This is a genomic window from Bacteroides ndongoniae, from assembly GCF_900108345.1.
Classification (GTDB): Bacteria; Bacteroidota; Bacteroidia; order Bacteroidales; family Bacteroidaceae; genus Bacteroides; species Bacteroides ndongoniae.
This window is the reverse complement of sequence record NZ_FNVV01000013.1, coordinates 1490766-1514365: the sequence shown is the minus strand read 5'-3', so window position 1 is coordinate 1514365 and position 23600 is coordinate 1490766. Positions and strand designations below refer to the sequence as shown.

The following is a 23600-nucleotide window of genomic DNA, read 5'->3' as shown; positions in this document are numbered from 1 at the left end:
AGTATTCCGAATCGGTTTATTCTACGATTTCGGCGTCTTCAATGTCGCGGCGAGTCTTCAGCGAAGTGCTGCCTGCAGGCATGTCAGCCTTCGGACGACGGCGCATAAACATGGCCCAGTTCAGCAATTCGGAAGCCGCATACACCAGGCTGCTTACACCGATAATGATGAAAGCCGTAGAACGCACGCCCGTAGGATTGAACAAAGCCACCAGCCCGGCTATCAGAATGAGCGACGGAACGACGTAAAATCCTGCCGGAACGGGCACCCAGCGACGGGCACTGACCAGCGAAGCAATCTGCTGGACTCCACCCATCAGAAGCACGAAGCCCAAAACATACGTCAGCAGGTCGGCAAAGAATCCCGGCATAATGATGAGCCACAGGCCAAACAACAGACTGCCCACCCCTTCGACCGGAAAACGGCGGCGCAACTCTTTGTCCTGTGCAAAATATCCGATAAGGCTGATAAGCGAAGGAACCAGAAAAACGACTCCGATCGTTATCACAAAATAATCGCCTGCACGGTCGGGAAACAGCACCAGCACCAACCCGACAACCAGCGCGCACACGGCACGCAGAAATGAATAACTTAATCCTTTCATAACTTCTATTCTTTTTTTGCGAAGATACGCTTTTATCACAACAATAGAACACATAACAACCGAAAAAAGATTGCTGGAGACAGCAATTTTACAAGAAACTTGGAAAAAAATTCCTCCGGCATTTGGAGTTTCCAACAAAATGACTACATTTGCCATCGTAAAACAACAAAAAGACAATGAAAACAAGATTCGTAAATACATATTGGTGGTGGCGCCCGTTACAACTCCTACAGTCGTAAGGGAGCAGCGCTCGTATGTATATATGTAATCAGTAACTGATATCGGAAAGAGCCCTGCCGCACTTGCGGCAGGGCTCTTTTTCGTTTATCACACTCTCAACATCCGAATAATAACTCTACTAAAACCATACAGATATGACTTTCTTAGTTGACAATCAAGGCTATTACGGCGAATTCGGTGGCGCCTACATCCCCGAAATCCTCCACCGTTGCGTAAAAGAACTTCAGGACACCTACCTCGACGTGCTGCAAAGCGAAAGCTTCCGCCGCCAGTACGACCAGTTGCTCCGCGACTACGTAGGCCGTCCCTCCCCACTCTACCTGGCCCACCGCCTTTCGCAGCAATACGGATGCAAAATCTACCTGAAGCGTGAAGACCTGAACCACACGGGAGCCCATAAGATAAACAACACCATCGGACAAATTCTGCTGGCACGCCACATGGGCAAGAAACGCATCATTGCCGAGACCGGTGCCGGACAGCACGGCGTGGCCACCGCCACCGTATGCGCCCTGATGAACATGGAATGCATCGTCTACATGGGCAAGACCGATGTAGAACGCCAACGCGTCAACGTCGAGAAGATGAAGATGCTCGGTGCCACAGTCGTACCCGTCACCTCGGGCAACATGACCCTGAAAGACGCCACCAACGAAGCCATCCGCGACTGGTGTTGCCATCCGCAGAACACCTATTATATAATAGGTTCCACCGTAGGTCCTCACCCCTATCCCGACATGGTGGCTCGCCTGCAGTCGGTCATCAGCGAGGAAATCCGCAAACAGCTGCTCGAACAGGAAGGACGCGACTATCCCGACTACCTCATTGCCTGCGTAGGCGGCGGCAGCAACGCGGCCGGCACCATCTACCATTACGTCGACGACCGCCGTGTGCAGATCGTCCTGGCCGAAGCCGGAGGCAAGGGCGTGGAAACCGGTATGACTGCCGCCACCATTGCCTTAGGCCAACTGGGCATCATACACGGCGCACGTACTTACGTCATTCAGGACGAAGACGGGCAGATACAGGAGCCTTACTCCATATCTGCCGGTCTCGACTATCCCGGCATCGGCCCTATGCACGCCAACCTGGCCAAACAGAAACGCGCACTCGTCCTGGCTGTCAACGACGACGAAGCCATCCGTGCCGCCTACCAGCTGACGCGCCTCGAAGGCATCATTCCCGCCCTGGAAAGTGCCCATGCTCTCGGTGCTTTGGAAAAGGTCAACTTCCGTCCCGACGACGTAGTTGTGCTGACCGTTTCGGGCCGGGGCGACAAAGACATTGAAACTTATCTGAAATATAATACATCTTCGTTCAACACCTCAAATACAACTGCACTATGACCCCAACTACATTCCGATACAAGACCGTCAGCCGCACCCTGCTCGGCGACCTGCACACGCCCGTAAGCACTTACCTGAAGGTACGCGACATCTTTCCGCAAAGCGCCCTCATGGAGAGTTCCGACTATCACGGAAGCGAAAACAACCGTTCCTTCATCGCCCTCTGCCCGCTGGCAAGCATCAGCATCGACCACGGCACAGCCATATTCCGCCTGCCCGACGGCCGGCGCGAAGAACGGGCCGTGACCGATACCTACCGGGTGGAAAATGCCATCAACGATTTTCTGGGCCGCTTCCGGGTAGAGGGAGAGTACAGCAACTACTGTGGCCTGTACGGCTACACCTCGTTCAACGCCGTCCGCTACTTCGAGAACATCCCGATAAAAGACAGCCGCGAAGCCACCAACGACGCCCCCGACATGCTGTACATCCTCTACAAGTACCTGATTGTATTCAACGACTTCCGCAACGAAATGATGCTCCTCGAAATGCAGGGCGAAGGCGAGGAAAGCCAGCTCGACGTGGTGCAGCGGGCCATCCACAACCGCAACTACACCGCCTACGACTTCCACGCCTCGGGTCCCGTCACCTCGCCGCTCACCGACGAGCAGCACAAGGCCAACATCCGTCGGGGCATTACCCACTGCCTGCGGGGCGACGTCTTCCAGATTGTGCTTTCGCGCCGCTTCGAACAACGCTTCACGGGCGACGACTTCAAGCTGTATCGCGCCTTACGCAGCATCAACCCTTCGCCCTATCTGTTCTACTTCGACTTCGGCGGATTCCGTATCTTCGGCTCTTCGCCCGAAACTCATTGCCGCATCGAGGGAGGACGCGCCTACATCGACCCCATTGCCGGAACGACCAAACGTACCGGTGATCCGCAGCAGGATGCCGCCAACGCCCGCTACCTGCACGACGATCCTAAAGAGAATGCCGAACACGTGATGCTCGTCGACCTGGCCCGCAACGACCTCTCGCGCAACTGCCACGACGTCAAAGTCGACTTCTACAAAGAGACACAATACTACAGCCATGTCATTCACCTGGTCAGCCGTGTCAGCGGTACGCTGAACAACGATGCCGACTCCGTCAAGACATTCATCGACACGTTCCCGGCCGGTACACTGAGCGGTGCTCCCAAAGTGCGCGCCATGCAGCTGATCAGCGAACTGGAGCCCCACAACCGTGGCGCCTACGGCGGCTGTATCGGATTCATCGGACTGAACGGTTCGCTCAATCAGGCCATCACCATCCGCACCTTCGTCAGCCGCAACGGCGTACTGTGGTTTCAGGCCGGCGGAGGAATCGTGGCCAAGAGCAACGAAGAATACGAGCTGCAGGAAGTGAACAACAAACTCGGCGCCCTGCGGAAAGCCATCGAAATGGCCGAGAAACTATAAACCACAACCCTTACAAAAACAACAAGAACCATGATAGCCATCATCGACAATTACGACTCCTTCACCTACAATCTGGTACATCTGGTGAAAGAGCTGGGCGCAGAAACCTGTGTGTTGCGCAACGACTGTTTCCGCCTGGACGAACTGAAACGTTACGACAAGATCCTCCTGTCGCCCGGTCCGGGCATCCCCGAAGAAGCTGGCCTGCTGATGGACACCATCCGCACCTATGCCGAAAGCAAACCGATACTGGGCATCTGCCTGGGCGAACAGGCCATAGGCGAAGCCTTCGGTGCCCGGCTGACCAACCTGAAAGAAGTATTCCACGGCGTACAGACTCCCGTAAAGATACTCCGCGCAAATGAAGACTACCTCTTCAACGGCCTGCCCGACGAGATTCTGGCCGGACGTTACCACTCGTGGGTAGTAGACCAGACCGACCTGCCCGACGCCCTGGCCGTTACCGCCGTCAGCCCCGAAGGCCATATCATGGCGCTGAAGCACCGCCAACTCAACGTACACGGCATCCAGTTCCACCCCGAATCGGTACTGACTCCCGAGGGAAAGACAATCATACGAAACTGGCTCCGGCAATAACCGCTCAAGACAGCGCGAACCCAAAGAAAAATTCTCTATACAACATACACTCAACAAAGAAAACATTATGAAAGAAATATTATCCCGACTCTTCAACCACGAAGAACTGACCTCGGCAGAGGCCCGGCAGATTCTGCTCAACATCACCCGCGAGATGTATCCGGAAGCTCAGATAGCCGCCCTGCTCACCGCCTTCCAGATGCGCGGCATCACAGTCGACGAGCTGATAGGATTTCGCGAAGCACTGATGGAAACACGAATTCCCGTCGACTTCAGTCCTTATCGCCCTATCGACATCGTAGGAACAGGTGGCGACGGTAAAAATACATTCAACATCTCGACCTGCGCCTGTTTCGTCGTAGCCGGTGCCGGCTACAAAGTGGCCAAGCACGGCAACTACGGAGCCACTTCGGTCAGTGGTGCCAGCAACGTCATCGAGCAGCACGGTATCCGTTTCACCAACAATGCCGACACCCTGAAACGCAGCATGGACCGATGCAACATAGCCTACCTGCACGCCCAGCTTTTCAACCCGGCTATGAAGTTTGTCGGCCCCGTACGCAAGGCATTGGGTGTCCGCACCCTGTTCAACCTGCTCGGACCGCTCGTCAATCCATGCCGTCCTGCCTACCAGCTGCTCGGCGTGGCCGACCTTGCCCAAATGCGCCTTTACACCAATGTATTTTATAAACTGGGCATCGACTTTGCCGTGGTCAACAGCCTGGACAGTTACGACGAAATCTCCCTGACCGACGAGTTCAAGGTAATGACCCGCCACTACGAACGCATCTACCGCCCGCAGGCTTTGGGCTTCAGTGCAGCCCGCCCCGAAGAACTGTTCGGCGGCGGCAGCAAGGAAGACGCCGCCCGCATCTTCGACAACATCCTGCACTGCCGTGCCACACCGTCACAGACACAGTGCGTAGTGGTCAATGCAGCCTTTGCCATTCAGGTGATGGAGCCGGAAAAGGAAATCGAAGAGTGCATCGCCATCGCCCGCGAATCGCTGGAAAGCGGGAAAGCACTGAATACACTGAAAACATTCATCGAAATAAACAGCTAAGGACATGAAGGATATACTATCGCAAATCATCGAGCACAAAAAGACAGAGGTACAGGCACAGAAGCAGGCCATCGGCCTGGAGCAACTGCGCGAACAGGTGAAGGAGCAACTGAAAACAGATAACACACCCCGCCGCAGCATGAAGCAGGCACTTGCCCAATCGGCAACCGGCATCATTGCCGAGTTCAAACGCCGCTCTCCTTCGAAAGGCTGGATCAACCGACAGGCACAGGCCGACCTCATCCCTCCCGGCTACGAAGCGTCGGGAGCAAGTGCCCTGTCCATTCTGACAGACGAAACATTCTTCGGCGGTACTTTGAACGACATACGCACGGCACGCCCGCTCACCCGTCTGCCCATCCTGCGCAAAGATTTCATCATCGACGAATATCAGCTGTTGCAGGCACGCCTGGCTGGTGCCGATGCCGTCTTGCTCATTGCTGCCTGCCTGACCAGCGAGGAATGTGCCACACTGACCGAACAGGCTCATGCGCTCGGACTGGAAGTCTTGCTGGAGCTCCACAGCGAAAGCGAGCTGGCATACCTCAGCACTGTAGCAGCCGACATGGTTGGCATCAACAACCGGAACCTCGGAAGCTTTGTCACGGATGTAGCCAACTCATTCCGGATAGCCGACCGGCTCAGGCAACAGACCTCGGCGTTACTTGTTTCGGAAAGCGGCATCTCCAGCATGGAGACCATACAACGGCTGCGCGCTGCCGGCTATCGGGGCTTCCTGTTGGGAGAAGTCTTCATGAAGCACTCCTCACCCGCCGAAGCCCTGAAACAGTTTCTTCAATCAGAAATACAACCGCGTGTTTAACTACTAATTTATCTTCAAACAACTATGATCATCAAAGTCTGCGGAATGACCGATGCGGAAAACATCCGCCAAATAGAACAACTGGGAGTAGACATGATAGGCTTCATCTTCTACCCCAAGTCACCCCGCTATCTGTACGGCATTCCTGAATATCTTCCACAACATGCCAGGCGAGTCGGTGTCTTTGTCAATGAAAGCAAGGAAAACGTCTGCGTCTATGCCGACCGTTTCGGCCTGGACTACATACAGCTGCACGGCAACGAATCGCCCGAGTATTGCCGTTCGCTCCGCCAGCAGGGACTACAGCTGATCAAAGCTTTCTCCATCGCTTCGCCCAAAGACCTGAACAGCATCTCGGCTTTCGAAGGCATATGCAGCTACTACCTGTTCGACACGAAAAGCGAGAAATTCGGCGGATCGGGCAATCAGTTCGACTGGAACCTCCTGCACCGCTACCAGGGACACACTCCCTTTCTGCTGAGTGGAGGCATCAACCAGTACAGCACACAGGCGATAAAGCAGTTCCATCATCCCCGACTGGCTGGCATCGACATCAACAGCCGCTTCGAAACATCACCCGGGCTGAAGGACGTAACGCGCATAAAAAATTTCCTCCAGACAATCCGGTAACGGACATTATCAACCCCCATTTATGTATAACCCTATAAAAAGAATATTATTATGAACCGCATCAACCAGCTTTTTCAGCATAATCCCCACAACCTGCTTTCCATCTATTTCTGTGCCGGTTGCCCCAGCCTTGAAGGTACTGCCGACGTCATCCGCACACTCGAAGAAAACGGTGTCGACATGACCGAAATCGGCATTCCCTTCAGCGACCCGATGGCCGACGGTGTCGTCATACAGGCTGCTGCCACCCAGGCACTGCGCAACGGCATGTCGGTACGCAAACTGTTCGAACAGCTGCACGACATCCGCCGCCACGTTCACATCCCGCTCATCTTGATGGGCTACCTGAACCCCATCCTGCACTACGGATTCGAATCCTTCTGCCAGCAGTGTGTCGCGTGCGGCATCGACGGCATCATCATTCCCGACCTTCCTTTCCGCGATTACGAAGAACATTATAAAGACATCGCCCAGAAGTACGACCTCCGCATCATCATGCTCATCACCCCCGAAACCAGCGAAGAACGCATCCGTCAGATCGATGCCCATACCGACGGTTTCATCTACATGGTTTCCTCGGCTGCTACCACAGGTGCCCAGCACGATTTTGACGCACAAAAGCAAGCCTATTTCCGCAAAATCGAGGATATGCAACTGCGCAATCCCCGCATGGTAGGCTTCGGCATCAGCAACAAGGCCACCTTCGACGCCGCCTGTGCACATGCCTCGGGAGGCATCATAGGCAGCCGCTTCGTCACCCTTTTGAACGAATCGGACGGCGATGCCGGCAAAGCCATCCGGAAACTGAAGACTGACATCGGTCTTTTGCAACTGGAATAACCCCACAACAGCCCTGCACAGCCAGAAAGACAGACCTATCAATGGCATATTTCCACACGTATTACAGAAATGTGTCATTGATACCTGTAAACAAAAGTGGATTTTTAATATTTTATATTAACTTTGCCGCTGAAATAAAAAGCGATATGTCTATGCAGATAAATTGTCCTTCCGTATTGTTGATTTATACCGGCGGAACTATTGGCATGATAGAAAATCCGGAAACCGGCGCACTTGAGAATTTCAATTTCGATCATTTACTCAAACACGTTCCCGAACTGAAACGTTTCAACTATCACATCTCATCCTATCAGTTCAACCCTCCTATCGACTCTTCGGACATGGAGCCCGCCTTTTGGGCAAAAATCGTAAAAATCATCAGCTACAACTATGATTATTTCGACGGTTTTGTTATTCTGCACGGTACCGATACCATGGCCTATACCGCTTCTGCCTTGAGCTTTATGCTCGAAAACCTGTCCAAACCTGTCATCCTGACCGGCTCGCAACTCCCCATCGGTACACTGAGAACCGACGGAAAAGAAAATCTGATCACCGCCATCGAAATCGCAGCCGCCAAGCATCCCGACGGCACGCCTGTCGTACCGGAAGTCTGCATCTTCTTCGAGAACGAACTGATGAGAGGAAACCGTACCACCAAAATCAATGCGGAAAACTTCAATGCATTCCGTTCCTTCAACTATCCCTCGTTGGCCAAAGTCGGCATTCACATCCGTTACAACGAGCATCTGATTCGGCGTCCGGATCCTACACGTCCGCTAAAACCGCATTATCTGTTCGACACCAATGTAGTAGTCCTCACCCTTTTTCCCGGCATACAAGAAAAAATCATTCATTCCGTTCTGCATGTACCGGGCCTGAAGGCTGTTGTGCTGAAAACATTCGGATCGGGCAATGCACCGCAAAAAGACTGGTTGATCAATTTATTGAAAGACGCCACCGAGCGCGGCATCATCATTGTCAACATCACCCAGTGCCAAAGTGGAGCAGTCGAAATGGAACGCTACGAAACAGGTTTGCAATTACTGCAGGCCGGCGTCATCAGCGGCTACGACAGTACGCCCGAATGCGCTGTCACCAAACTGATGTTCCTCCTGGGACACGGACTTAGCCAATCCGAAATACGCTACCGGATGAACTCCTGTCTGGCAGGAGAAATAACCAAGGAATAACCACACAAAAGTTACTTTCCTTCTCCTTCCTTCGTCTGTCTAAACAGGCGAAGATATCCTCTTTTTCCCTTGTCCGTAACTTTATCCTGTTTTCGTATGCCCCATGCAAGTGGGTATACGAAAAATAGGCCCTGTCTCCCGACAAGGCCTATTCACAACACAAACACAAAATAAAACACGACAAAACTACTATGCAATCTATCCTGTCTATGCCGAGGAGGCATAAGTATCTATCTAAGTATATTCACATACACCAAAGATAAAATCAGGAAGATTAGCCTCTATATAACAAATGCGGGGAAGCATTTGTTTTTCCAATTTCCTTAAAAAATGTTATTTTATTGAATTCCTCTTTCTCTTAACTTCAATTGCCAGTTCCATGCCGAACGCAAAGTATCTTCAATAGTGCTTTCTGCCTTCCAGCCCAACTCTTCATTGGCCAAAGCAGGATTAGCCCATACTTTCTCGATATCACCGGCACGGCGACCTACAATCTGATAGTTCAATTTCACACCTGTTGCTTTCTCAAATGCATGAATCAGCTCCAATACAGAAAGTCCGCGTCCTGTTCCAATGTTGAACACTTCTACTTTTTCTTTCTGCTTCTTTTCCAGAATTCGTGCAATAGCTACAACATGTGCCTTAGCCAAATCAACCACATTGATAAAGTCGCGGATACATGAACCGTCAGGAGTATCATAGTCATCTCCGAATACGCTCAGTTTCTCGCGGATACCAATGGCTGTCTGAGTCAGATAAGGAACAAGGTTTTGAGGCACACCGTTCGGCAGTTCACCCAACAAAGCAGTAGGATGAGCACCAATCGGATTGAAATAACGCAGCAAAATAGCATTGATAGGTGATCCGGAAGCAACAGTATCACGGATAATCTCTTCATTGATCTGCTTCGTATTTCCGTAAGGAGACTCAGCCTTCTTGATCGGAGCCTGTTCTGTTACCGGCAATTCATCCGGCTGTCCGTATACCGTACACGAAGAAGAGAATACAATTCCTTCCACTCCGTGCTTGGGCATCAGCTCCAGCAAATTGATCAAAGAAACCAGATTATTACGATAGTACAGCAAAGGCTTCTGAACAGATTCACCCACAGCCTTGCTGGCTGCAAAATGAATAATCGCCTTTATACCTTTATATTTTGCAAACACGGCATCAAGTCCGGCAAAATCCAAACAATCCAACTTTTCAAAAGCCGGACGAATGCCTGATACCTTTTCGATATTATCTACAACATCTGCACTCGAATTCGACAAGTTGTCTACAATAACAACATCGTAACCTGCATTCTGTAATTCCACCACAGTATGAGAACCAATATATCCAGTTCCACCTGTAACTAAGATTCTTTCTTTCATAAAAAAATAGATATTTAGCCGTTAGCTTTTCAATACGAACGCAAATGTAGAAAAATAAATCAAGAAAAAACAGAAAGAAGAGAAAAAAATAAAAAAAACGCGAATGACAGCCCTTTTCGCGGCCATCATTCGCGTCCAAATTCACATTATGATCGATTAAATTTTCACTACACCCGAGAAGCCCATAAAGGCCATCGCCAACAAGCCGGCTGTAATAAGTGCAATAGGAGTGCCCTGCATTCCTTTAGGCACGTTCACCAGGCTCATCTGTTCGCGCAGACCGGCAAACAGTGTCAATGCCAATCCAAAGCCCAATGCTGTTGAAAAAGCATAAACCACACCAGTCAGCAGATCATAATCCTTCTGGATAACAAGGATCGCTACACCCAGAATACAGCAGTTCGTCGTAATCAGCGGCAAGAATACGCCTAATGCCTGATACAAAGAAGGAGAAACCTTTTTCAGGATGATCTCCACCATCTGAACCAATGCTGCAATCACCAGGATGAAGGTGATGGTCTGCAGATAGCCCAGACCGAATGCGTCGAGAACATATTTCTGAATAAGGAATGTCACAATAGTGGCAATCGTAAGCACAAACGCTACTGCTGCCGACATACCCAGTGCCGTATCAATCTTTTTGGATACACCCAGGAACGGGCAGATTCCCAAGAACTGCGACAATACGATGTTGTTCACAAAGATTGCCGAAATAAATATCAATATATATTCCATACTTTCTTCAATTGATCGTTAAATTCATGATTCATTCTCCTTGTTTCAGGCCTTCTTCAAACGGTTTACCACAGCAATCAGATAGCCCAATGCGATAAATGCACCCGGAGCAAGAACAAACAACAGCATACCGTAGTCTTCTGGGAAAACAGTCAGACCGAATATCTTGCCCGTACCCAGCAACTCGCGTACAGCTCCCAGAAGAGTCAGACCCAACGTGAAGCCCAGACCCATGCCCAGACCATCGAACATGGAAGCCAACGGACCGTTCTTGGCAGCAAAAGCCTCGGCACGTCCCAGCACAATACAGTTCACCACAATCAAGGGGATAAACAATCCCAGTGTTGCGTACAGTCCGGGAACATAAGCCTGCATAATCATCTGCAGCAACGTCACAAACGAAGCGATAACGACAATAAACGACGGAATACGTACCATATCCGGGATCAGATTCTTGATCGCTGAGATTACGACGTTGGAGCAAATCAGCACAAACATCGTGGCCAATCCCATGCCCATACCATTGATTGCCGAAGAAGTAGTACCCAAAGTAGGACACATACCAAGCAGAAGCACAAACGTCGGGTTTTCCTTGATAACCCCGTTCATCAATACTTTAAAATTGTTCATAGCTTTCTACTCCTTTCATTAATTAACGCTAACCGAGTCCGTAGCAGCAGAGTCGGCATCATTAGCAGGTTCAACATGTTTTTGTGTAGCGCCCGTTGCACCGTCGGCCGTATTCTGGCCAGCATAAGCCGCATAGGCCGCATTCACTGCATTCAGAAAAGCACGTGAAGTAATGGTAGAAGCAGTAATGGCATCTACCTGACCGCCATCTTTGCTCACGGTCAACGGAGTCTCTCCCGGGTTAAGTCCTACGATATTTCCCTTATTTCCCTTCTTAAACCATTCGGCAGCTTTCGAGCCAAGTCCCGGAGTTTCGGCATGAGCCAACAGAGAATAATCGATGATCTTGCCTTCGGCATCAAATCCGACCAATACTTTCAGTTCACCGCCAAATCCCATAGACGTAGCCTCAACAGCTGCTCCAATATATTCTCCGCCTTTTGTAGCCGGATAAACAGCATATTGTACTCCGTTCACTTCCTGAATTTTCTTTTCCGCTATCGGGTCATTGTCAAATCCGGGAACAACGGCACTGACAGCGTCGCTCAATGTTTTGGCATTGGCTTGCGCAATGGGTTCTTTTGTCAGTTCATTGACATAAGCCAACAATGCTACAGAAACGGCAGTCACACCAGTGAGCACCAGTAACATATTCTTTAAGGATGATTCTAACTTTTTCATTTCTTTTTCGCTACCTCCCCAAAGCGTTTAGGTTTAACATATGTATTGATCAAAGGAGTGAATGCATTCATGATAAGAATGGCAAACGACATACCCTCGGGATAAGCACCGAACAGACGGATAATGACCGTCAGCAGACCAATGCAAACACCATAGATCAACATTCCTCTATGATTCATCGGCGAAGTCACATAATCGGTAGCCATGAAAATAGCACCCAGCATCAGACCACCCGAAAGCAGGTGTACCAGACCGGACGCATACTTTTCAGGATCAACCCAGTGCATGATCGAAGAGAATACAAATACTGTCACAAGAATCGATACAGGAATATGCCAGGTAATGATTTTCTTCCACAGCATATAAGCCAGTCCGATGAGCAGTGCCAATGCGCTGACCTCACCGATACAGCCACTGTTGTTACCGATCAGCAGGTGGAAAGACTGCGGCAGGTCGCTCAACGACATTCCGGGAGCGCCGTTGATCACACCTTTCATAATAGCCAGCGGAGTGGCAGTTGTCGTAGCATCCGTATAAGCCATCAGTTGTCCTACTTCCGGCCAGCTGGTCATCTGCACCGGGAAAGAAAGCAGCAGGAATACACGTCCGGCCAAAGCAGGATTGAAAGGATTACATCCCAAACCGCCAAACGACATCTTGGCTACGCCAATGGCAAAAAGTGCACCAATGATGATGATCCACACAGGCAGGTTGGAAGGCAGGTTGAATGCCAGCAGCACACCGGTTATGATGGCCGAACCGTCTGTAATGGTTGTATGAGGGTTCTTCAGCAGATACTTGCCGATCACCCATTCGAAAAAGAGACAGGCCAGCACCGAAGTAGCAGTAACGATCAGTGCTCCCAGTCCGAAGAAATATAGCGACACCAGAAAAGCCGGGATCAGTGCCACAAGCACCCCGTACATATTCTTCTTCACGCTATCACCTCCATGCACATGGGGTGAAAGGGATACAATTAACTTATTCATAGATTTGTGCTAATTTATTTTTTTACTTGGCGTGCACGTATCATGGCACCGACCTTTGCCTTGCCCAGACGTATAAAGTCCAGCATAGGACGATTGGAAGGACAGGTAAACTGGCAGGAGCCACATTCTATACACGACATAATATCTTCTTTTTCCACTCTCTCGAAATCGCCATGAGCCGACACAGTTGCAAGCAAATAAGGTTCCAGACCCATCGGGCAGGCTCCTACGCACTTGGCACAACGGATACAGGGCTGAACACTGCCACGCTTGGCTTCCTTATCGTTCATGATAAGTATGCCCGAGCTTCCCTTGGCAGTAGGAACATCGGTATTCACCAGCGCCTTACCCATCATCGGTCCACCACCGATAATCTTACCGGTATCTTCCGGCAGTCCGCCGCAAGCGTCAATCAGCTGCTTCATCGGCGTACCAATACGAGCCAGGAAGTTAGACGGCTTGGCCAGCGACTTTCCGGTCACTGAAATCACACGCTCAAACAGCGGTTTGTTTTTCTGAACGGCCTGATATACCGCAAAGGCTGTACCTACATTCTGTACCACAGCTCCTGTAGAGATAGGCAGTGCACCGGCAGCCACCTGACGTTTGATGATGGCATCGATCAGCTGCTTTTCACCTCCCTGCGGATATTTCACCTTCAAAGGCACAACCTCGATACCGGCATACGAAGCGGCAACTTTCGTCATCAGCTGGATAGCATCAGGCTTGTTGTTCTCGATACCGATAAAGGCCTTGTTCACCTTTACTGCCTTCATCAGGATTGATACGCCTACCATAATTTCTTCAGCGTGCTCCAGCATCAGCTGATGGTCGGCGGTCAGATAAGGTTCACATTCTACAGCATTGATAATGACACATTCGGCTTTGAATGCAGGCGGCGGACACAGCTTGACCTGTGTAGGGAAGCAGGCACCTCCCATACCAACAATACCTGCATCGGCTATTTTCTTCACAATTTCTTCGGCAGACAGGTTGCACTCTTTCACCAAAGTTTCACTACGGTCGATGCTTTCCTCCCACTCGTCACCTTCCACGTCAATAAAGATAGCCGGTTTGGCATAACCGCTGGCATCGATAACCGTATCAATTTTAGCAACTTTTCCACTGACAGAAGAGTGGATGGCCGCAGAGACAAAACCTCCGGGCTCGGCTATTTTTGTTCCAACCTTCACCATGTCACCTTTTGCCACAATCGGCTTTGCCGGCGCACCAATATGCTGGCTCAACAAAATCACTGCTTTGGCAGGGATCTCTGCCTTGACAATCGGCTGATGTGCTGAAAGTTTATTTTCGTGTGGATGTACTCCACCAATTGAAAATGTCTTCAACATACGATCTTGTATTTTAATTCGTTTATTTCTCTAATCTTTATTTCTTTGCATCAGCGGCCACTTCGGCAGCCTTTACTTCAGCGGCTTTCGGAGCCTCGCCCTGTGCGGCTTCTTCCGTCTTAGGTTTACGCGGCGGGAAGTTCAGAGCCACGATAGCTCCCTGCGGACAGGCTTCTTCGCACTTGCGGCACGACTTACATTTGTTATAATCGATATAAGCCAGGTTGTTTTCCAACGTAATGGCCTCGAACGGACATACCTTCACGCACTTTCCGCAACCGATGCAGGCAGCCGTACATGCCTTACGGGCCACAGCTCCCTTGTCCTTATTGACGCATTGTACGTAAACCCGACGCGATTTCTTACCCTGCGGACGGATTTCGATGATATTACGCGGACAAGCTTTCGCACAGGCACCGCATGCCGTACATTTGGCTTCGTCCACTTCGGGCAACCCTGTTTCAGGGTTCATGCGAATGGCACCGAACTGACACGCTGAGACACAGTCGCCACATCCCAGACAGCCATAGCTGCAACCCGTTTCGCCTCCATACAGAGAAGACATGATAGCACAACTTTTAGCACCGTCGTACTGATTGATTCGAGGACGGTTGGCACACGTACCGTTACATCTCACCACTGCCACCATCGGTTCGGATGCAGCAGCATCCAATCCCAGGATTTCAGCGACCTGAGTCATAACAGCCTGTCCACCTACAGGACACAATTTCCCTTCCAAAGAGCCAGCCTTCACACATGCGTCGGCAAATCCGCTACAACCAGGGTACCCACATCCACCACAATTGGCCTGGGGCAGCACAGCAGCCACCTTGGCTATTCGTGGATCTTCATACACGGCAAACTTCTTGGAAGCCACATAGAGCACAATCGCCGAAACGAGCGCTATGACTCCCAAAGAGATCACTGCAATCAGAATTACATTCATAGATCTGTTGTTTATTAGTTATTTATTTTAAATTAGTTAATCATCGGTTTGATCGAAAAGGAAAATTTCTTGCTCATCCGCGACCTGTTCATCCATAAGACACCATAGTACAATGCCAGCAACAAGAACGACACAAGCGCCGAAGACAATTCTTCTTTCCAAATACTCATAAAGACAAAAAGAGAAATTACCAAAATCAGGAAAGGGAATATAAAAGCATAGAGCACGGCCAATGCACCCATCGACACTTCTCCGACTACACAGACCCGATCCCCTACCCGATAAGAAGACGTATCTGTCACCGTTACATCAATCAGCTTTTCCTTTACGTCGGCCGAAGTGCAATGTCCCTTTATACTGCAAGCCGCACAAGCAGAAGTCTGAACAATCCGCACCTGAAGATGCGAATCTGTTATGTTTTCCACAATACCTTGATGTTCTATAGTATTCGCCATTTTGCAAAGTGAGCATTACAAATCGCGGCAAATTTACTCATTATTTACGAACTGCAAGGGATTAAATAGTTTTTTTGTGTGCGATAACGTTCATTTTTTGCATTTGAATGGTATTTATACTCATTTTACAATAAGCAGAGCCGATGAAATGCTCAAAATCACCCGAAAAGCCATTTCCGGGATTCTGCGACAGGGGGAAAGAAAAAGGATGTTTTCCCCTCCGCATCGCATCCCGATACGGCAGAGAGAACATCCTTTTGTATTGAGAAGAGGGTGTGTCGAAATGAAGATACACTCTCTCCACTATCATTCTGACCAATCTTCAGCCTTCGCTTACCATGAATAGTTGATACCGAAGCTCAACAGTTCTTTTACCTGGAAATAGCTGTCACCCTCGGTCGGCAAACTACTGTCATCAAAACGGGCATGAATATAAAGCTTGGTCGACAGGTATCTGTTCAGCACAAAGTTGAATGTATTTTCCCATTCGATGCGCACCCACTCGTAACTTGTCAGGAAGTCGAGACGAGACTCCAGCGAAATCGAAGGTATGATCTGCCACGTCAAGGTCGGCTTAATCTGCGAACCGAAATTATGTTTCACCGATTTTCCTTCCTCCAGACCAAAGCTCACCTCATTCACCTCACTGTTGCCTACATAACGCATGGTCCACGTCAAAGGTGCCATGAACACAGACAGGTTTATCTTACTCTTCACCAGCTTATAATCCATACCGACACTGGCCGACCAGTCAGCCGGTGCCAGGAAAGACGAAACCAACGGTTCTTCGTTGGCCTTATAGCCATGACAGAACTGGGTCTTGAATTCGGTCGATATAGTATAATACCATTTCGAAGCAGCCTGAATACCCAGCTTGCTGTAGATGCGCAGCTGGTCGGTATTCACCAGAAAATCGTGAAACTTGTCCGAGGGTGCAGATGTAAAGCCCAGCTTGGCATCCAACAGACTTTCCCACTGGATCTTTTCACGGTCGTTGTAGTTGGCAAACATCTGCAGGTTGGCGAGCACCGAATTGGTACTTTCTCCACCCTTGTACCAGTTGTCCGAAATGTAGTTCTGCGTTATCTGCAACGAACCGTTTCCACCCGTTGTCCACCAGTTGGGTTTATGAATCACAACTCCTGCATCTTTCTTCACCGTCATTTTCTCCTGCGAGAACAGTTTGATGACAGACGGTTTGGACGATGCTTCCTTTTCGATGTCATCCTTGAACAGTCTTCCCTGGTTAATCACATCCTCCGTCCGTGTAACCTTCCGCGGACAATGCACATAGGCCGACAGCAGTGTACGGTCTACCACCTCACCGATGCGGTCCAACGACGAAAAGCTCAGCGTATCGTACGGCAGCAGGTCGCGCGTCAGTTCGGGCACCGTATCCGGCTGCTGAAACTTCCACTCCAACGTAGAATAACGCTTCAGCGGACCATAAAAATACGTAAAGGGCACAAACATCCGGTAATAATACGGATTCCAGGCGATATAACGTTCCGAAGTAGCCGGATCGTTCAGATAGTTCAGTATCCCCAGATACTTTTCATACAGCACGGATACAGTATCTACCTTATAAAGTGAATCCACCTTATTCAATTTCAACATCAGATTTTCCTTTAAAATTCCAGATAAGGTATCGACCTTTGCAGTATCCTGTACACTGGTCTTTACCGTCTTCCCTTTATCGGGAAGAGCACTTGTGGAGTTCTGCGCCATCAGCACCGATGGGAAAAGCATGGTGGCTGCCATTATCCACATACAAAAACGTCTATTCTTCATAAAGCCCTGAATTTATGATTTGAGCGCAAAAATAACTTAATTTTATATAGGAAACAACCGACAATAAGTTAAAATCTGCTCTTTATGCTACTGGCGGCTTTACTTTTCTGCGGAATGAAGCCAAGTGGCAACTTCTGTAAATCCTAAACTCTACAGGGATATTAAATCCGAAAATCAGGTAAAATAGTCGTCTCCAGCGGTTTTTCACAATTGTTTTTGCCAAACCTTATGAACTTCCTCATTTTTTTCATAATTTTGCGCTTTAAATTGAAAACAAATTAATTAAAAACAGTATAGCTGTGGGAGAAACAAAGTATATTTTCGTCACTGGTGGCGTTGCCTCTTCTTTAGGAAAAGGCATTATCTCATCCTCCATCGGTAAATTGCTGCAAGCAAGAGGTTACAAAGTTACAATCCAGAAATTCGACCCGTACATCAACATCGACCCGGGTACACTGAACCCTTACGAACACGGAGAGTGTTACGTAACTGTAGACGGTCACGAAGCCGACCTGGACTTAGGACACTACGAACGCTTTTTAGGTATCCAGACTACCAAAGCCAACAATATCACAACCGGGCGCATCTACAAAAGCGTTATCGACAAAGAACGTCGAGGCGATTATTTAGGAAAAACCATCCAGATAATCCCCCACATCACCGACGAAATCAAACGCAACGTCAAGCTGTTGGGCAATAAATACAAATTCGATTTCGTCATCACCGAAATCGGAGGTACCGTGGGCGACATCGAATCATTGCCCTACCTGGAAAGCATCCGTCAGCTGAAAAGAGAATTAGGTAAAGACGCCTTGTGCGTACACCTTACTTATGTTCCCTACCTGGCTGCTGCCGGCGAACTGAAGACCAAGCCGACCCAGCACTCGGTAAAAGAACTTCAAAGCGTTGGTATCCAGCCCGACATCCTCGTGCTGCGTACCGAACACGAACTGAATGCCAACCTCCGAAGAAAAGTGGCACAGTTCTGCAACGTTGACGAAGAAGCCGTTGTACAAAGCATCGACGCACCTACCATCTACGAAGTTCCTATCCTGATGCAGGCACAGAAGCTCGACGCAACCATTCTGAAGAAGATGGATCTGCCGGTGGGCGATACTCCGGGACTGGCTCCGTGGCGTGCTTTCCTGGAGCGCCGTCACAAAGCCGAGGCTACAGCTCCTCTGCACATAGCCCTGGTCGGCAAATATGACCTGCAGGACGCTTACAAGTCCATCCGCGAAGCCCTGTCACAAGCCGGTACCTACAACGACCGCAAGGTGGAAGTAGACTTCGTAAACAGCGAAAAGCTTACAGACGAAAATGTAGCCGAAGCTCTGAAGGGCAAGGCCGGTGTACTGATCGGACCGGGATTCGGAGAGCGTGGAATCCCCGGCAAGTTTGTAGCCATCAAGTACGCACGTACTCACGACATCCCCACTTTCGGTATCTGTCTGGGCATGCAGTGCATCGCCATCGAGTTTGCCCGTAACGTACTGGGATACGCCGACGCCAACTCACGCGAAATGGACGAAAAGACTCCCCACAATGTCATCGACATCATGGAAGAACAGAAGTCCATCACCAACATGGGAGGCACCATGCGTCTGGGCGCTTACGAATGCGTACTGAAGAAAGGCAGCAAGGCATACGAAGCCTACGGCGAAGAGCACATTCAGGAGCGTCACCGTCACCGCTACGAATTCAACAACCAATATAAGGAAGAATACGAAGCAGCAGGCATGAAGTGTGTGGGCATCAACCCCGAGTCCGACCTGGTAGAAATTGTCGAAATACCTGCACTGAAGTGGTACATCGGCACCCAGTTCCACCCGGAATACAGCAGTACCGTGCTGAAACCGCACCCGCTGTTTGTTTCATTTGTGAAAGCCTCCATCGAAAACGAACGCGAACATGCTGCAAATGAAGATGCGAACGTAGAAAAATGACAACATCATTCATAGAAAAACTTTAAACATACTTTATTGACTACATGGACAAAAATACCATTACAGGTCTGGTTCTGATTGCCATATTACTGGTGGTCTTCAGCTTTCTGAGCCGCCCCAGTAAGGAAGAAATAGCAGCCCAGCAACGCTACTACGACTCCATCGCACAAGTACAACAACGCGAAGCCGATCTGAGAGCCAAAGCCGAAGCCGCACTGGCCAACGAGAAAGAAAAGCAGAGTCTGGACTCTACCAGCCTGTTCTTCAATGCCCGCAAAGGCACAGATACGCAGATTACCATCCAAAACGACGTAGCCCAGATTAGCGTCAGCACCAAAGGCGGACGCATTTCAGCAGCTACATTGAAAGATTGGAAGGAACAGGACAAGACAACTCCCGTCACCCTGTTCAGCGGTGAAGATGCTTCGATGAACTTCCTGTTCTATAACAAGAAGGAGACCATACAGACCGAAGACTATTACTTCACCCCCGTCAATCAGACGGATACAGCCGTAACCATGCGTCTGGCAGCCGATAGCGCAAGCTACATCGACTTCATCTATACCATGCATCCCGAAAGCTACCTGGTCGACTTCAAGATTCAGGCAGTGAACATGGACGGAAAGCTGGCATCAAGCAACAAATCGGTCGACATCGAATGGTCGCAGCGTGCCCGCCAGATCGAAAAAGGCTATACGTACGAGAACCGCCTGGCCGAACTTACCTACAAAGTAACCGGCGAGAGCACCGACTACCTCTCTCCTTCGAAAAACGACGAGAAAGAGTTGTCCGAACCCCTCGACTGGATTGCTTTCAAGAACCAGTTCTTCTCTACCGTATTCCTTTCCGAATCGAGCTTCGAGAAGAGCAAGCTGACGTCGAAACTGGAAGCACAGGGCAGCGGTTACATCAAGGACTATGCAGCCGAAATGAGCACCGCGTTCGATCCTGCCGGCCAGACACCTACCCAGCTCTACTTCTACTTCGGTCCCAACCACTACAAGACCCTGACCGCCCTCGACAAAGGACGCGACGACAAGTGGGAACTGAACCGTCTGGTCTACCTGGGATGGCCTCTCATCCGCTGGATCAACAAATGGTTCACCATCAACATCTTCGACTGGTTGTCCAGCTGGGGTCTGAGCATGGGTCTCGTACTGCTGTTTATGACGCTCATCGTCAAAGCCGTCGTATTCCCTGCCACGTGGAAGACCTATATGTCATCGGCCAAGATGCGCGTACTGAAGCCGAAAATCGACGAAATCAACAAGAAATATCCCAAGCAGGAAGACGCGATGAAGAAGCAACAGGAAATCATGGGACTCTATAGCCAGTACGGTGTCAGCCCGATGGGTGGCTGCTTGCCGATGCTCATCCAGTTCCCCATCCTGATGGCCTTGTTCCTCTTTGTACCGAGCGCCATCGAGTTGCGTCAGCAAAGCTTCCTGTGGGCCGACGACCTTTCGACGTACGACGCGTTCATCAACTTCCCGTTCCACATACCGTTCCTGGGCAGCCACCTCAGTCTGTTCTGCCTGCTGATGACGGTTACGAACATCCTGAACACCAAGTACATGATGCAGCAGCAGGACACCGGTGCCAATCCGCAGATGGCAGCCATGAAGTGGATGTCCTACCTGATGCCTATCATGTTCCTGTTCATCCTGAACGATTATCCTTCAGGCTTGAACTACTATTACTTCCTCTCCACCCTGATCAGTGTGGCAACCACCATCATCATGCGCAAGATGACCAATGAGGAAGCCCTGCTGGCACAGCTCGAAGCCAACAAGAAGGATCCCCGTAAAATGAAGAAATCGGGATTCGCCGCCCGTCTGGAAGCCATGCAGAAGCAACAGGAAGAACTGATGAGACAACGTCAGAACCAAGGTCGCAAATAAAATATCAGCCAACGGCTGCAAACCGGCAGATATCCCTCTCCGCAACTTGCCAGCCCACGTGTCTGAGTAAATGACGCGGACAACATAGATTTTTATCCATCGCCCCCTACGGGAAACGATGTATCATAAGAATTTGTGTATTCCGCGTCATTCTTATTCTAACCTATTCCAAAAACAATATGAAAACAACCTATCCTACCCACTACACCAACAAGCAAATCTGGCTCATAGCCTATCCCATCCTCATCAGCCTCATCATGGAACAGATGATCGGAATGACCGATACCGCCTTTCTGGGCCGTGTAGGCGAAATCGAACTTGGCGCTTCGGCCATCGCCGGCGTATTCTATACGGTCATCTTCATGGTAGCGTTCGGCTTCAGCATCGGCACCCAGATACTCATCGCCCGGCGCAACGGCGAAGCGAACTACAAAACCATCGGTTCGCTCCTCTACCAGGGCATCTATTTCCAGACCTTCCTGGCAGCCGTCCTGTTCCTGCTCTCCTACTGCTTCTCGCCCATCCTGCTGAAGCACATCATCGAATCGCCGCAAATCTACGAAGCAGCCAACAGCTACCTGCACTGGCGTGTGTTCGGCGCCTTCTTTTCTTTCAGCGCCATCATCTTCCGTGCCTTCTTTCTGGGCACCATGCAGACCAAGACCCTGACACTGAACTCCATCGTCATGGTCCTGAGCAACATTGTCCTCAACTACATCCTCATCTTCGGCAAGCTGGGCTTCCCCGCGCTGGGCATTGCCGGCGCAGCCATCGGTTCGTCGCTGGCCGAACTGATATCACTCGTCTTTTTCATCGTCTACACGCGCTACCGCATCGACTGCCCCAAGTACGGCCTCAACCGCATTCCCCGGTTGCAGCTGTCCGTATTGCGCCACATGCTCAACGTCTCTTTCTGGACCATGCTGCAGAACTTCCTGTCCCTGTCCACCTGGTTCCTGTTCTTCCTCTACATCGAGCATCTGGGCGAACGCCCACTGGCCATTACCAACATCATACGCAGCGTCAGCGGCATCCTCTTCATGGTCATGATGGCCTTCGCATCGACCTGCGGTTCGCTCGTCAGCAACCTGATCGGCGCCGGCCACGCCTCCAGCGTGCACTCCACCATCCGCCAGCACATCCGTCTGGCCTATCTGCTGGTGCTGCCCCTGGCCTTGCTCTTCAGCCTCTTCCCCGAGCTGATACTGGGCATCTACACCGACATTCCCGAACTACGTCAGGCCTCCATACCTTCGCTGTGGGTCATGTGTTCCACCTACCTCTTCCTAATCCCCGCTAACGTCTATTTTCAGGCCGTTTCGGGCACAGGTAATACTCGCACTGCCCTCGGCCTCGAACTGTCCGTATTGGTCATCTATGTGGCCTATATCACGTTCATTATTCTCTACCTGCGCCTCGATGTTGCCCTTTGCTGGACTTCCGAGATCGTCTACGCCACTTTCATCTTCCTTTTCTGCTACTACTACCTGCACAAAGGAAACTGGATGCTGAAGAAGATTTAAAGGAAGCGATGAACCCCGCGAATCTTGCAATCTTGCAATCTTGCATCCTTCCTCACACACACCCACGCGCACGCACGTACGCGCGCGTATATAAGGAGTGAAGAAGTTAAGGAGTTAAGAAGCTAAGAAGTTATGGAAGTTATAGAAGTTATGGAAGTTATCACTCCGCTTTGCTCTGTTAGAAGTGAAAGCCGATAGTCTTGCAAAAGGAGGAAATTGGCAGTAGCAGGCCTATTTGTATATTAACACTTTATGTTTTCACCTGCCACCTCCCCTTCCGGGTACTCACTCCCTCTTAACTCCCCGCTATCGGGAGAAAACAGCCTTCTGATCCTGAAAAGGTTATCATGGGCAAGAAGACCTCAACTCCTCCATTATCGGGAGAGAACAACCTTCAGGAAGGAGGAGTGTTTCAAAAACCTTTGTTTGGGCACATCCCCGAAAACTTCTTTCCCACTTCTAACTTCTGCAAGGCACCTGCCTCCCCTCCTTCGGGAAGGAGAGGTGCCCAATGGGCGGGGTGGTAGGCAATACTACAC

General features: G+C 50.2%; 22 protein-coding genes. 12 read left to right on the top strand and 10 right to left on the bottom strand.

What is annotated here, in order from left to right; all coding sequences use genetic code 11:
* Positions 1–16 precede the first annotated feature (16 nt).
* The gene (locus tag BQ5591_RS10830; protein ID WP_071149307.1) at positions 17–604 is read right to left on the bottom strand and encodes an HdeD family acid-resistance protein; all 588 of its coding nucleotides are present in this window, start codon (positions 602–604) and stop codon (positions 17–19) included.
* Positions 605–743: 139 nt separating this feature from the next.
* Here BQ5591_RS10830 and BQ5591_RS22005 point away from each other — a divergent pair, with 139 nt between their 5' ends.
* The 9 genes from BQ5591_RS22005 (at position 744) to BQ5591_RS10785 (ending at position 8739) form a co-directional block, all read left to right on the top strand.
* On the top strand, positions 744–872 hold the full coding sequence (locus BQ5591_RS22005; RefSeq protein ID WP_262483109.1) for a hypothetical protein: 129 nt from the start codon (positions 744–746) through the stop codon (positions 870–872).
* A 106-nt stretch (positions 873–978) separates the two neighbouring features.
* On the top strand, positions 979–2190 hold the full coding sequence (trpB, locus tag BQ5591_RS10820) for a tryptophan synthase subunit beta (RefSeq protein ID WP_071149305.1): 1212 nt from the start codon (positions 979–981) through the stop codon (positions 2188–2190).
* On the top strand, positions 2187–3593 hold the full coding sequence (locus BQ5591_RS10815) for an anthranilate synthase component I family protein (protein ID WP_071149304.1): 1407 nt from the start codon (positions 2187–2189) through the stop codon (positions 3591–3593). The genes trpB and BQ5591_RS10815 overlap by 4 nt, the downstream gene beginning before the upstream one ends.
* Before the next feature lie 30 nt (positions 3594–3623).
* Entirely contained in the window at positions 3624–4190 is a 567-nt protein-coding gene (locus BQ5591_RS10810; protein WP_071149303.1) for an anthranilate synthase component II, read from the top strand.
* Positions 4191–4257: 67 nt separating this feature from the next.
* The gene (trpD, locus tag BQ5591_RS10805; RefSeq protein ID WP_071149302.1) at positions 4258–5253 is read left to right on the top strand and encodes an anthranilate phosphoribosyltransferase; all 996 of its coding nucleotides are present in this window, start codon (positions 4258–4260) and stop codon (positions 5251–5253) included.
* 4 nt (positions 5254–5257) lie between these two features.
* Complete coding sequence (gene trpC / locus BQ5591_RS10800) at positions 5258–6076, top strand: indole-3-glycerol phosphate synthase TrpC (RefSeq protein ID WP_071149301.1); 819 nt, start codon at positions 5258–5260, stop codon at positions 6074–6076.
* 24 nt (positions 6077–6100) lie between these two features.
* The gene (locus BQ5591_RS10795; protein ID WP_022162940.1) at positions 6101–6706 is read left to right on the top strand and encodes a phosphoribosylanthranilate isomerase; all 606 of its coding nucleotides are present in this window, start codon (positions 6101–6103) and stop codon (positions 6704–6706) included.
* A 51-nt stretch (positions 6707–6757) separates the two neighbouring features.
* A complete protein-coding gene (gene trpA, locus BQ5591_RS10790; RefSeq protein ID WP_071149300.1) occupies positions 6758–7546 on the top strand; it encodes a tryptophan synthase subunit alpha in 789 nt (262 codons plus the stop codon).
* 152 nt (positions 7547–7698) lie between these two features.
* A complete protein-coding gene (locus tag BQ5591_RS10785) occupies positions 7699–8739 on the top strand; it encodes an asparaginase (RefSeq protein WP_022162942.1) in 1041 nt (346 codons plus the stop codon).
* Between the two features lie 338 nt (positions 8740–9077).
* Here the strand turns inward: BQ5591_RS10785 and galE are convergent, their stop codons facing one another.
* The 9 genes from galE to BQ5591_RS10735 all read right to left on the bottom strand — a co-directional run bounded on the left by galE (position 9078) and on the right by BQ5591_RS10735 (position 17691).
* Positions 9078–10112: a UDP-glucose 4-epimerase GalE gene (gene galE, locus BQ5591_RS10780; protein WP_022162943.1), complete on the bottom strand. Its 1035-nt coding sequence runs from the start codon at positions 10110–10112 to the stop codon at positions 9078–9080.
* 156 nt (positions 10113–10268) lie between these two features.
* Entirely contained in the window at positions 10269–10847 is a 579-nt protein-coding gene (rsxA, locus tag BQ5591_RS10775; RefSeq protein WP_022162944.1) for an electron transport complex subunit RsxA, read from the bottom strand.
* A 45-nt stretch (positions 10848–10892) separates the two neighbouring features.
* Positions 10893–11477, bottom strand: a complete 585-nt coding sequence (gene rsxE, locus BQ5591_RS10770; RefSeq protein ID WP_022162945.1) for an electron transport complex subunit RsxE — start codon at positions 11475–11477, stop codon at positions 10893–10895.
* A gap of 18 nt (positions 11478–11495) precedes the next feature.
* Positions 11496–12158 carry an RnfABCDGE type electron transport complex subunit G gene (locus tag BQ5591_RS10765; protein ID WP_071149299.1) on the bottom strand — a complete coding sequence of 221 codons (663 nt, stop codon included), beginning with the start codon at positions 12156–12158 and terminating at the stop codon, positions 11496–11498.
* The gene (locus BQ5591_RS10760; protein WP_022162947.1) at positions 12155–13147 is read right to left on the bottom strand and encodes an RnfABCDGE type electron transport complex subunit D; all 993 of its coding nucleotides are present in this window, start codon (positions 13145–13147) and stop codon (positions 12155–12157) included. Before BQ5591_RS10760 ends, BQ5591_RS10765 begins: the two co-directional genes overlap by 4 nt.
* 14 nt (positions 13148–13161) lie before the next feature.
* Positions 13162–14499: an electron transport complex subunit RsxC gene (gene rsxC / locus BQ5591_RS10755; RefSeq protein ID WP_022162948.1), complete on the bottom strand. Its 1338-nt coding sequence runs from the start codon at positions 14497–14499 to the stop codon at positions 13162–13164.
* 37 nt (positions 14500–14536) lie between these two features.
* Positions 14537–15445, bottom strand: a complete 909-nt coding sequence (locus tag BQ5591_RS10750; RefSeq protein WP_071149298.1) for a Fe-S cluster domain-containing protein — start codon at positions 15443–15445, stop codon at positions 14537–14539.
* A gap of 32 nt (positions 15446–15477) precedes the next feature.
* Positions 15478–15900 carry a SoxR reducing system RseC family protein gene (locus BQ5591_RS10745; RefSeq protein WP_071149297.1) on the bottom strand — a complete coding sequence of 141 codons (423 nt, stop codon included), beginning with the start codon at positions 15898–15900 and terminating at the stop codon, positions 15478–15480.
* Between the two features lie 333 nt (positions 15901–16233).
* On the bottom strand, positions 16234–17691 hold the full coding sequence (locus BQ5591_RS10735; protein ID WP_071149295.1) for a DUF3078 domain-containing protein: 1458 nt from the start codon (positions 17689–17691) through the stop codon (positions 16234–16236).
* 299 nt (positions 17692–17990) lie between these two features.
* On the opposite strand from BQ5591_RS10735, the gene BQ5591_RS10730 reads away from it, so the two are divergent.
* From BQ5591_RS10730 to BQ5591_RS10720, 3 genes are all read left to right on the top strand, one after another.
* On the top strand, positions 17991–19637 hold the full coding sequence (locus BQ5591_RS10730; RefSeq protein WP_071149294.1) for a CTP synthase: 1647 nt from the start codon (positions 17991–17993) through the stop codon (positions 19635–19637).
* 44 nt (positions 19638–19681) lie between these two features.
* Entirely contained in the window at positions 19682–21538 is a 1857-nt protein-coding gene (gene yidC / locus BQ5591_RS10725; RefSeq protein ID WP_022163904.1) for a membrane protein insertase YidC, read from the top strand.
* 179 nt (positions 21539–21717) lie between these two features.
* A complete protein-coding gene (locus tag BQ5591_RS10720) occupies positions 21718–23061 on the top strand; it encodes an MATE family efflux transporter (protein ID WP_071149293.1) in 1344 nt (447 codons plus the stop codon).
* The last annotated feature ends 539 nt before the right edge of the window (positions 23062–23600 follow it).

Coding starts and splice junctions, on each gene's coding strand:
- BQ5591_RS10830 (WP_071149307.1), bottom strand. CDS start 604: ATGAAAGGATTAAGTTATTCATTTCTGCGTGCCGTGTGCGCGCTGGTT.
- BQ5591_RS22005 (WP_262483109.1), top strand. CDS start 744: ATGACTACATTTGCCATCGTAAAACAACAAAAAGACAATGAAAACAAG.
- trpB (WP_071149305.1), top strand. CDS start 979: ATGACTTTCTTAGTTGACAATCAAGGCTATTACGGCGAATTCGGTGGC.
- BQ5591_RS10815 (WP_071149304.1), top strand. CDS start 2,187: ATGACCCCAACTACATTCCGATACAAGACCGTCAGCCGCACCCTGCTC.
- BQ5591_RS10810 (WP_071149303.1), top strand. CDS start 3,624: ATGATAGCCATCATCGACAATTACGACTCCTTCACCTACAATCTGGTA.
- trpD (WP_071149302.1), top strand. CDS start 4,258: ATGAAAGAAATATTATCCCGACTCTTCAACCACGAAGAACTGACCTCG.
- trpC (WP_071149301.1), top strand. CDS start 5,258: ATGAAGGATATACTATCGCAAATCATCGAGCACAAAAAGACAGAGGTA.
- BQ5591_RS10795 (WP_022162940.1), top strand. CDS start 6,101: ATGATCATCAAAGTCTGCGGAATGACCGATGCGGAAAACATCCGCCAA.
- trpA (WP_071149300.1), top strand. CDS start 6,758: ATGAACCGCATCAACCAGCTTTTTCAGCATAATCCCCACAACCTGCTT.
- BQ5591_RS10785 (WP_022162942.1), top strand. CDS start 7,699: ATGCAGATAAATTGTCCTTCCGTATTGTTGATTTATACCGGCGGAACT.
- galE (WP_022162943.1), bottom strand. CDS start 10,112: ATGAAAGAAAGAATCTTAGTTACAGGTGGAACTGGATATATTGGTTCT.
- rsxA (WP_022162944.1), bottom strand. CDS start 10,847: ATGGAATATATATTGATATTTATTTCGGCAATCTTTGTGAACAACATC.
- rsxE (WP_022162945.1), bottom strand. CDS start 11,477: ATGAACAATTTTAAAGTATTGATGAACGGGGTTATCAAGGAAAACCCG.
- BQ5591_RS10765 (WP_071149299.1), bottom strand. CDS start 12,158: ATGAAAAAGTTAGAATCATCCTTAAAGAATATGTTACTGGTGCTCACT.
- BQ5591_RS10760 (WP_022162947.1), bottom strand. CDS start 13,147: ATGAATAAGTTAATTGTATCCCTTTCACCCCATGTGCATGGAGGTGAT.
- rsxC (WP_022162948.1), bottom strand. CDS start 14,499: ATGTTGAAGACATTTTCAATTGGTGGAGTACATCCACACGAAAATAAA.
- BQ5591_RS10750 (WP_071149298.1), bottom strand. CDS start 15,445: ATGAATGTAATTCTGATTGCAGTGATCTCTTTGGGAGTCATAGCGCTC.
- BQ5591_RS10745 (WP_071149297.1), bottom strand. CDS start 15,900: ATGGCGAATACTATAGAACATCAAGGTATTGTGGAAAACATAACAGAT.
- BQ5591_RS10735 (WP_071149295.1), bottom strand. CDS start 17,691: ATGAAGAATAGACGTTTTTGTATGTGGATAATGGCAGCCACCATGCTT.
- yidC (WP_022163904.1), top strand. CDS start 19,682: ATGGACAAAAATACCATTACAGGTCTGGTTCTGATTGCCATATTACTG.
- BQ5591_RS10720 (WP_071149293.1), top strand. CDS start 21,718: ATGAAAACAACCTATCCTACCCACTACACCAACAAGCAAATCTGGCTC.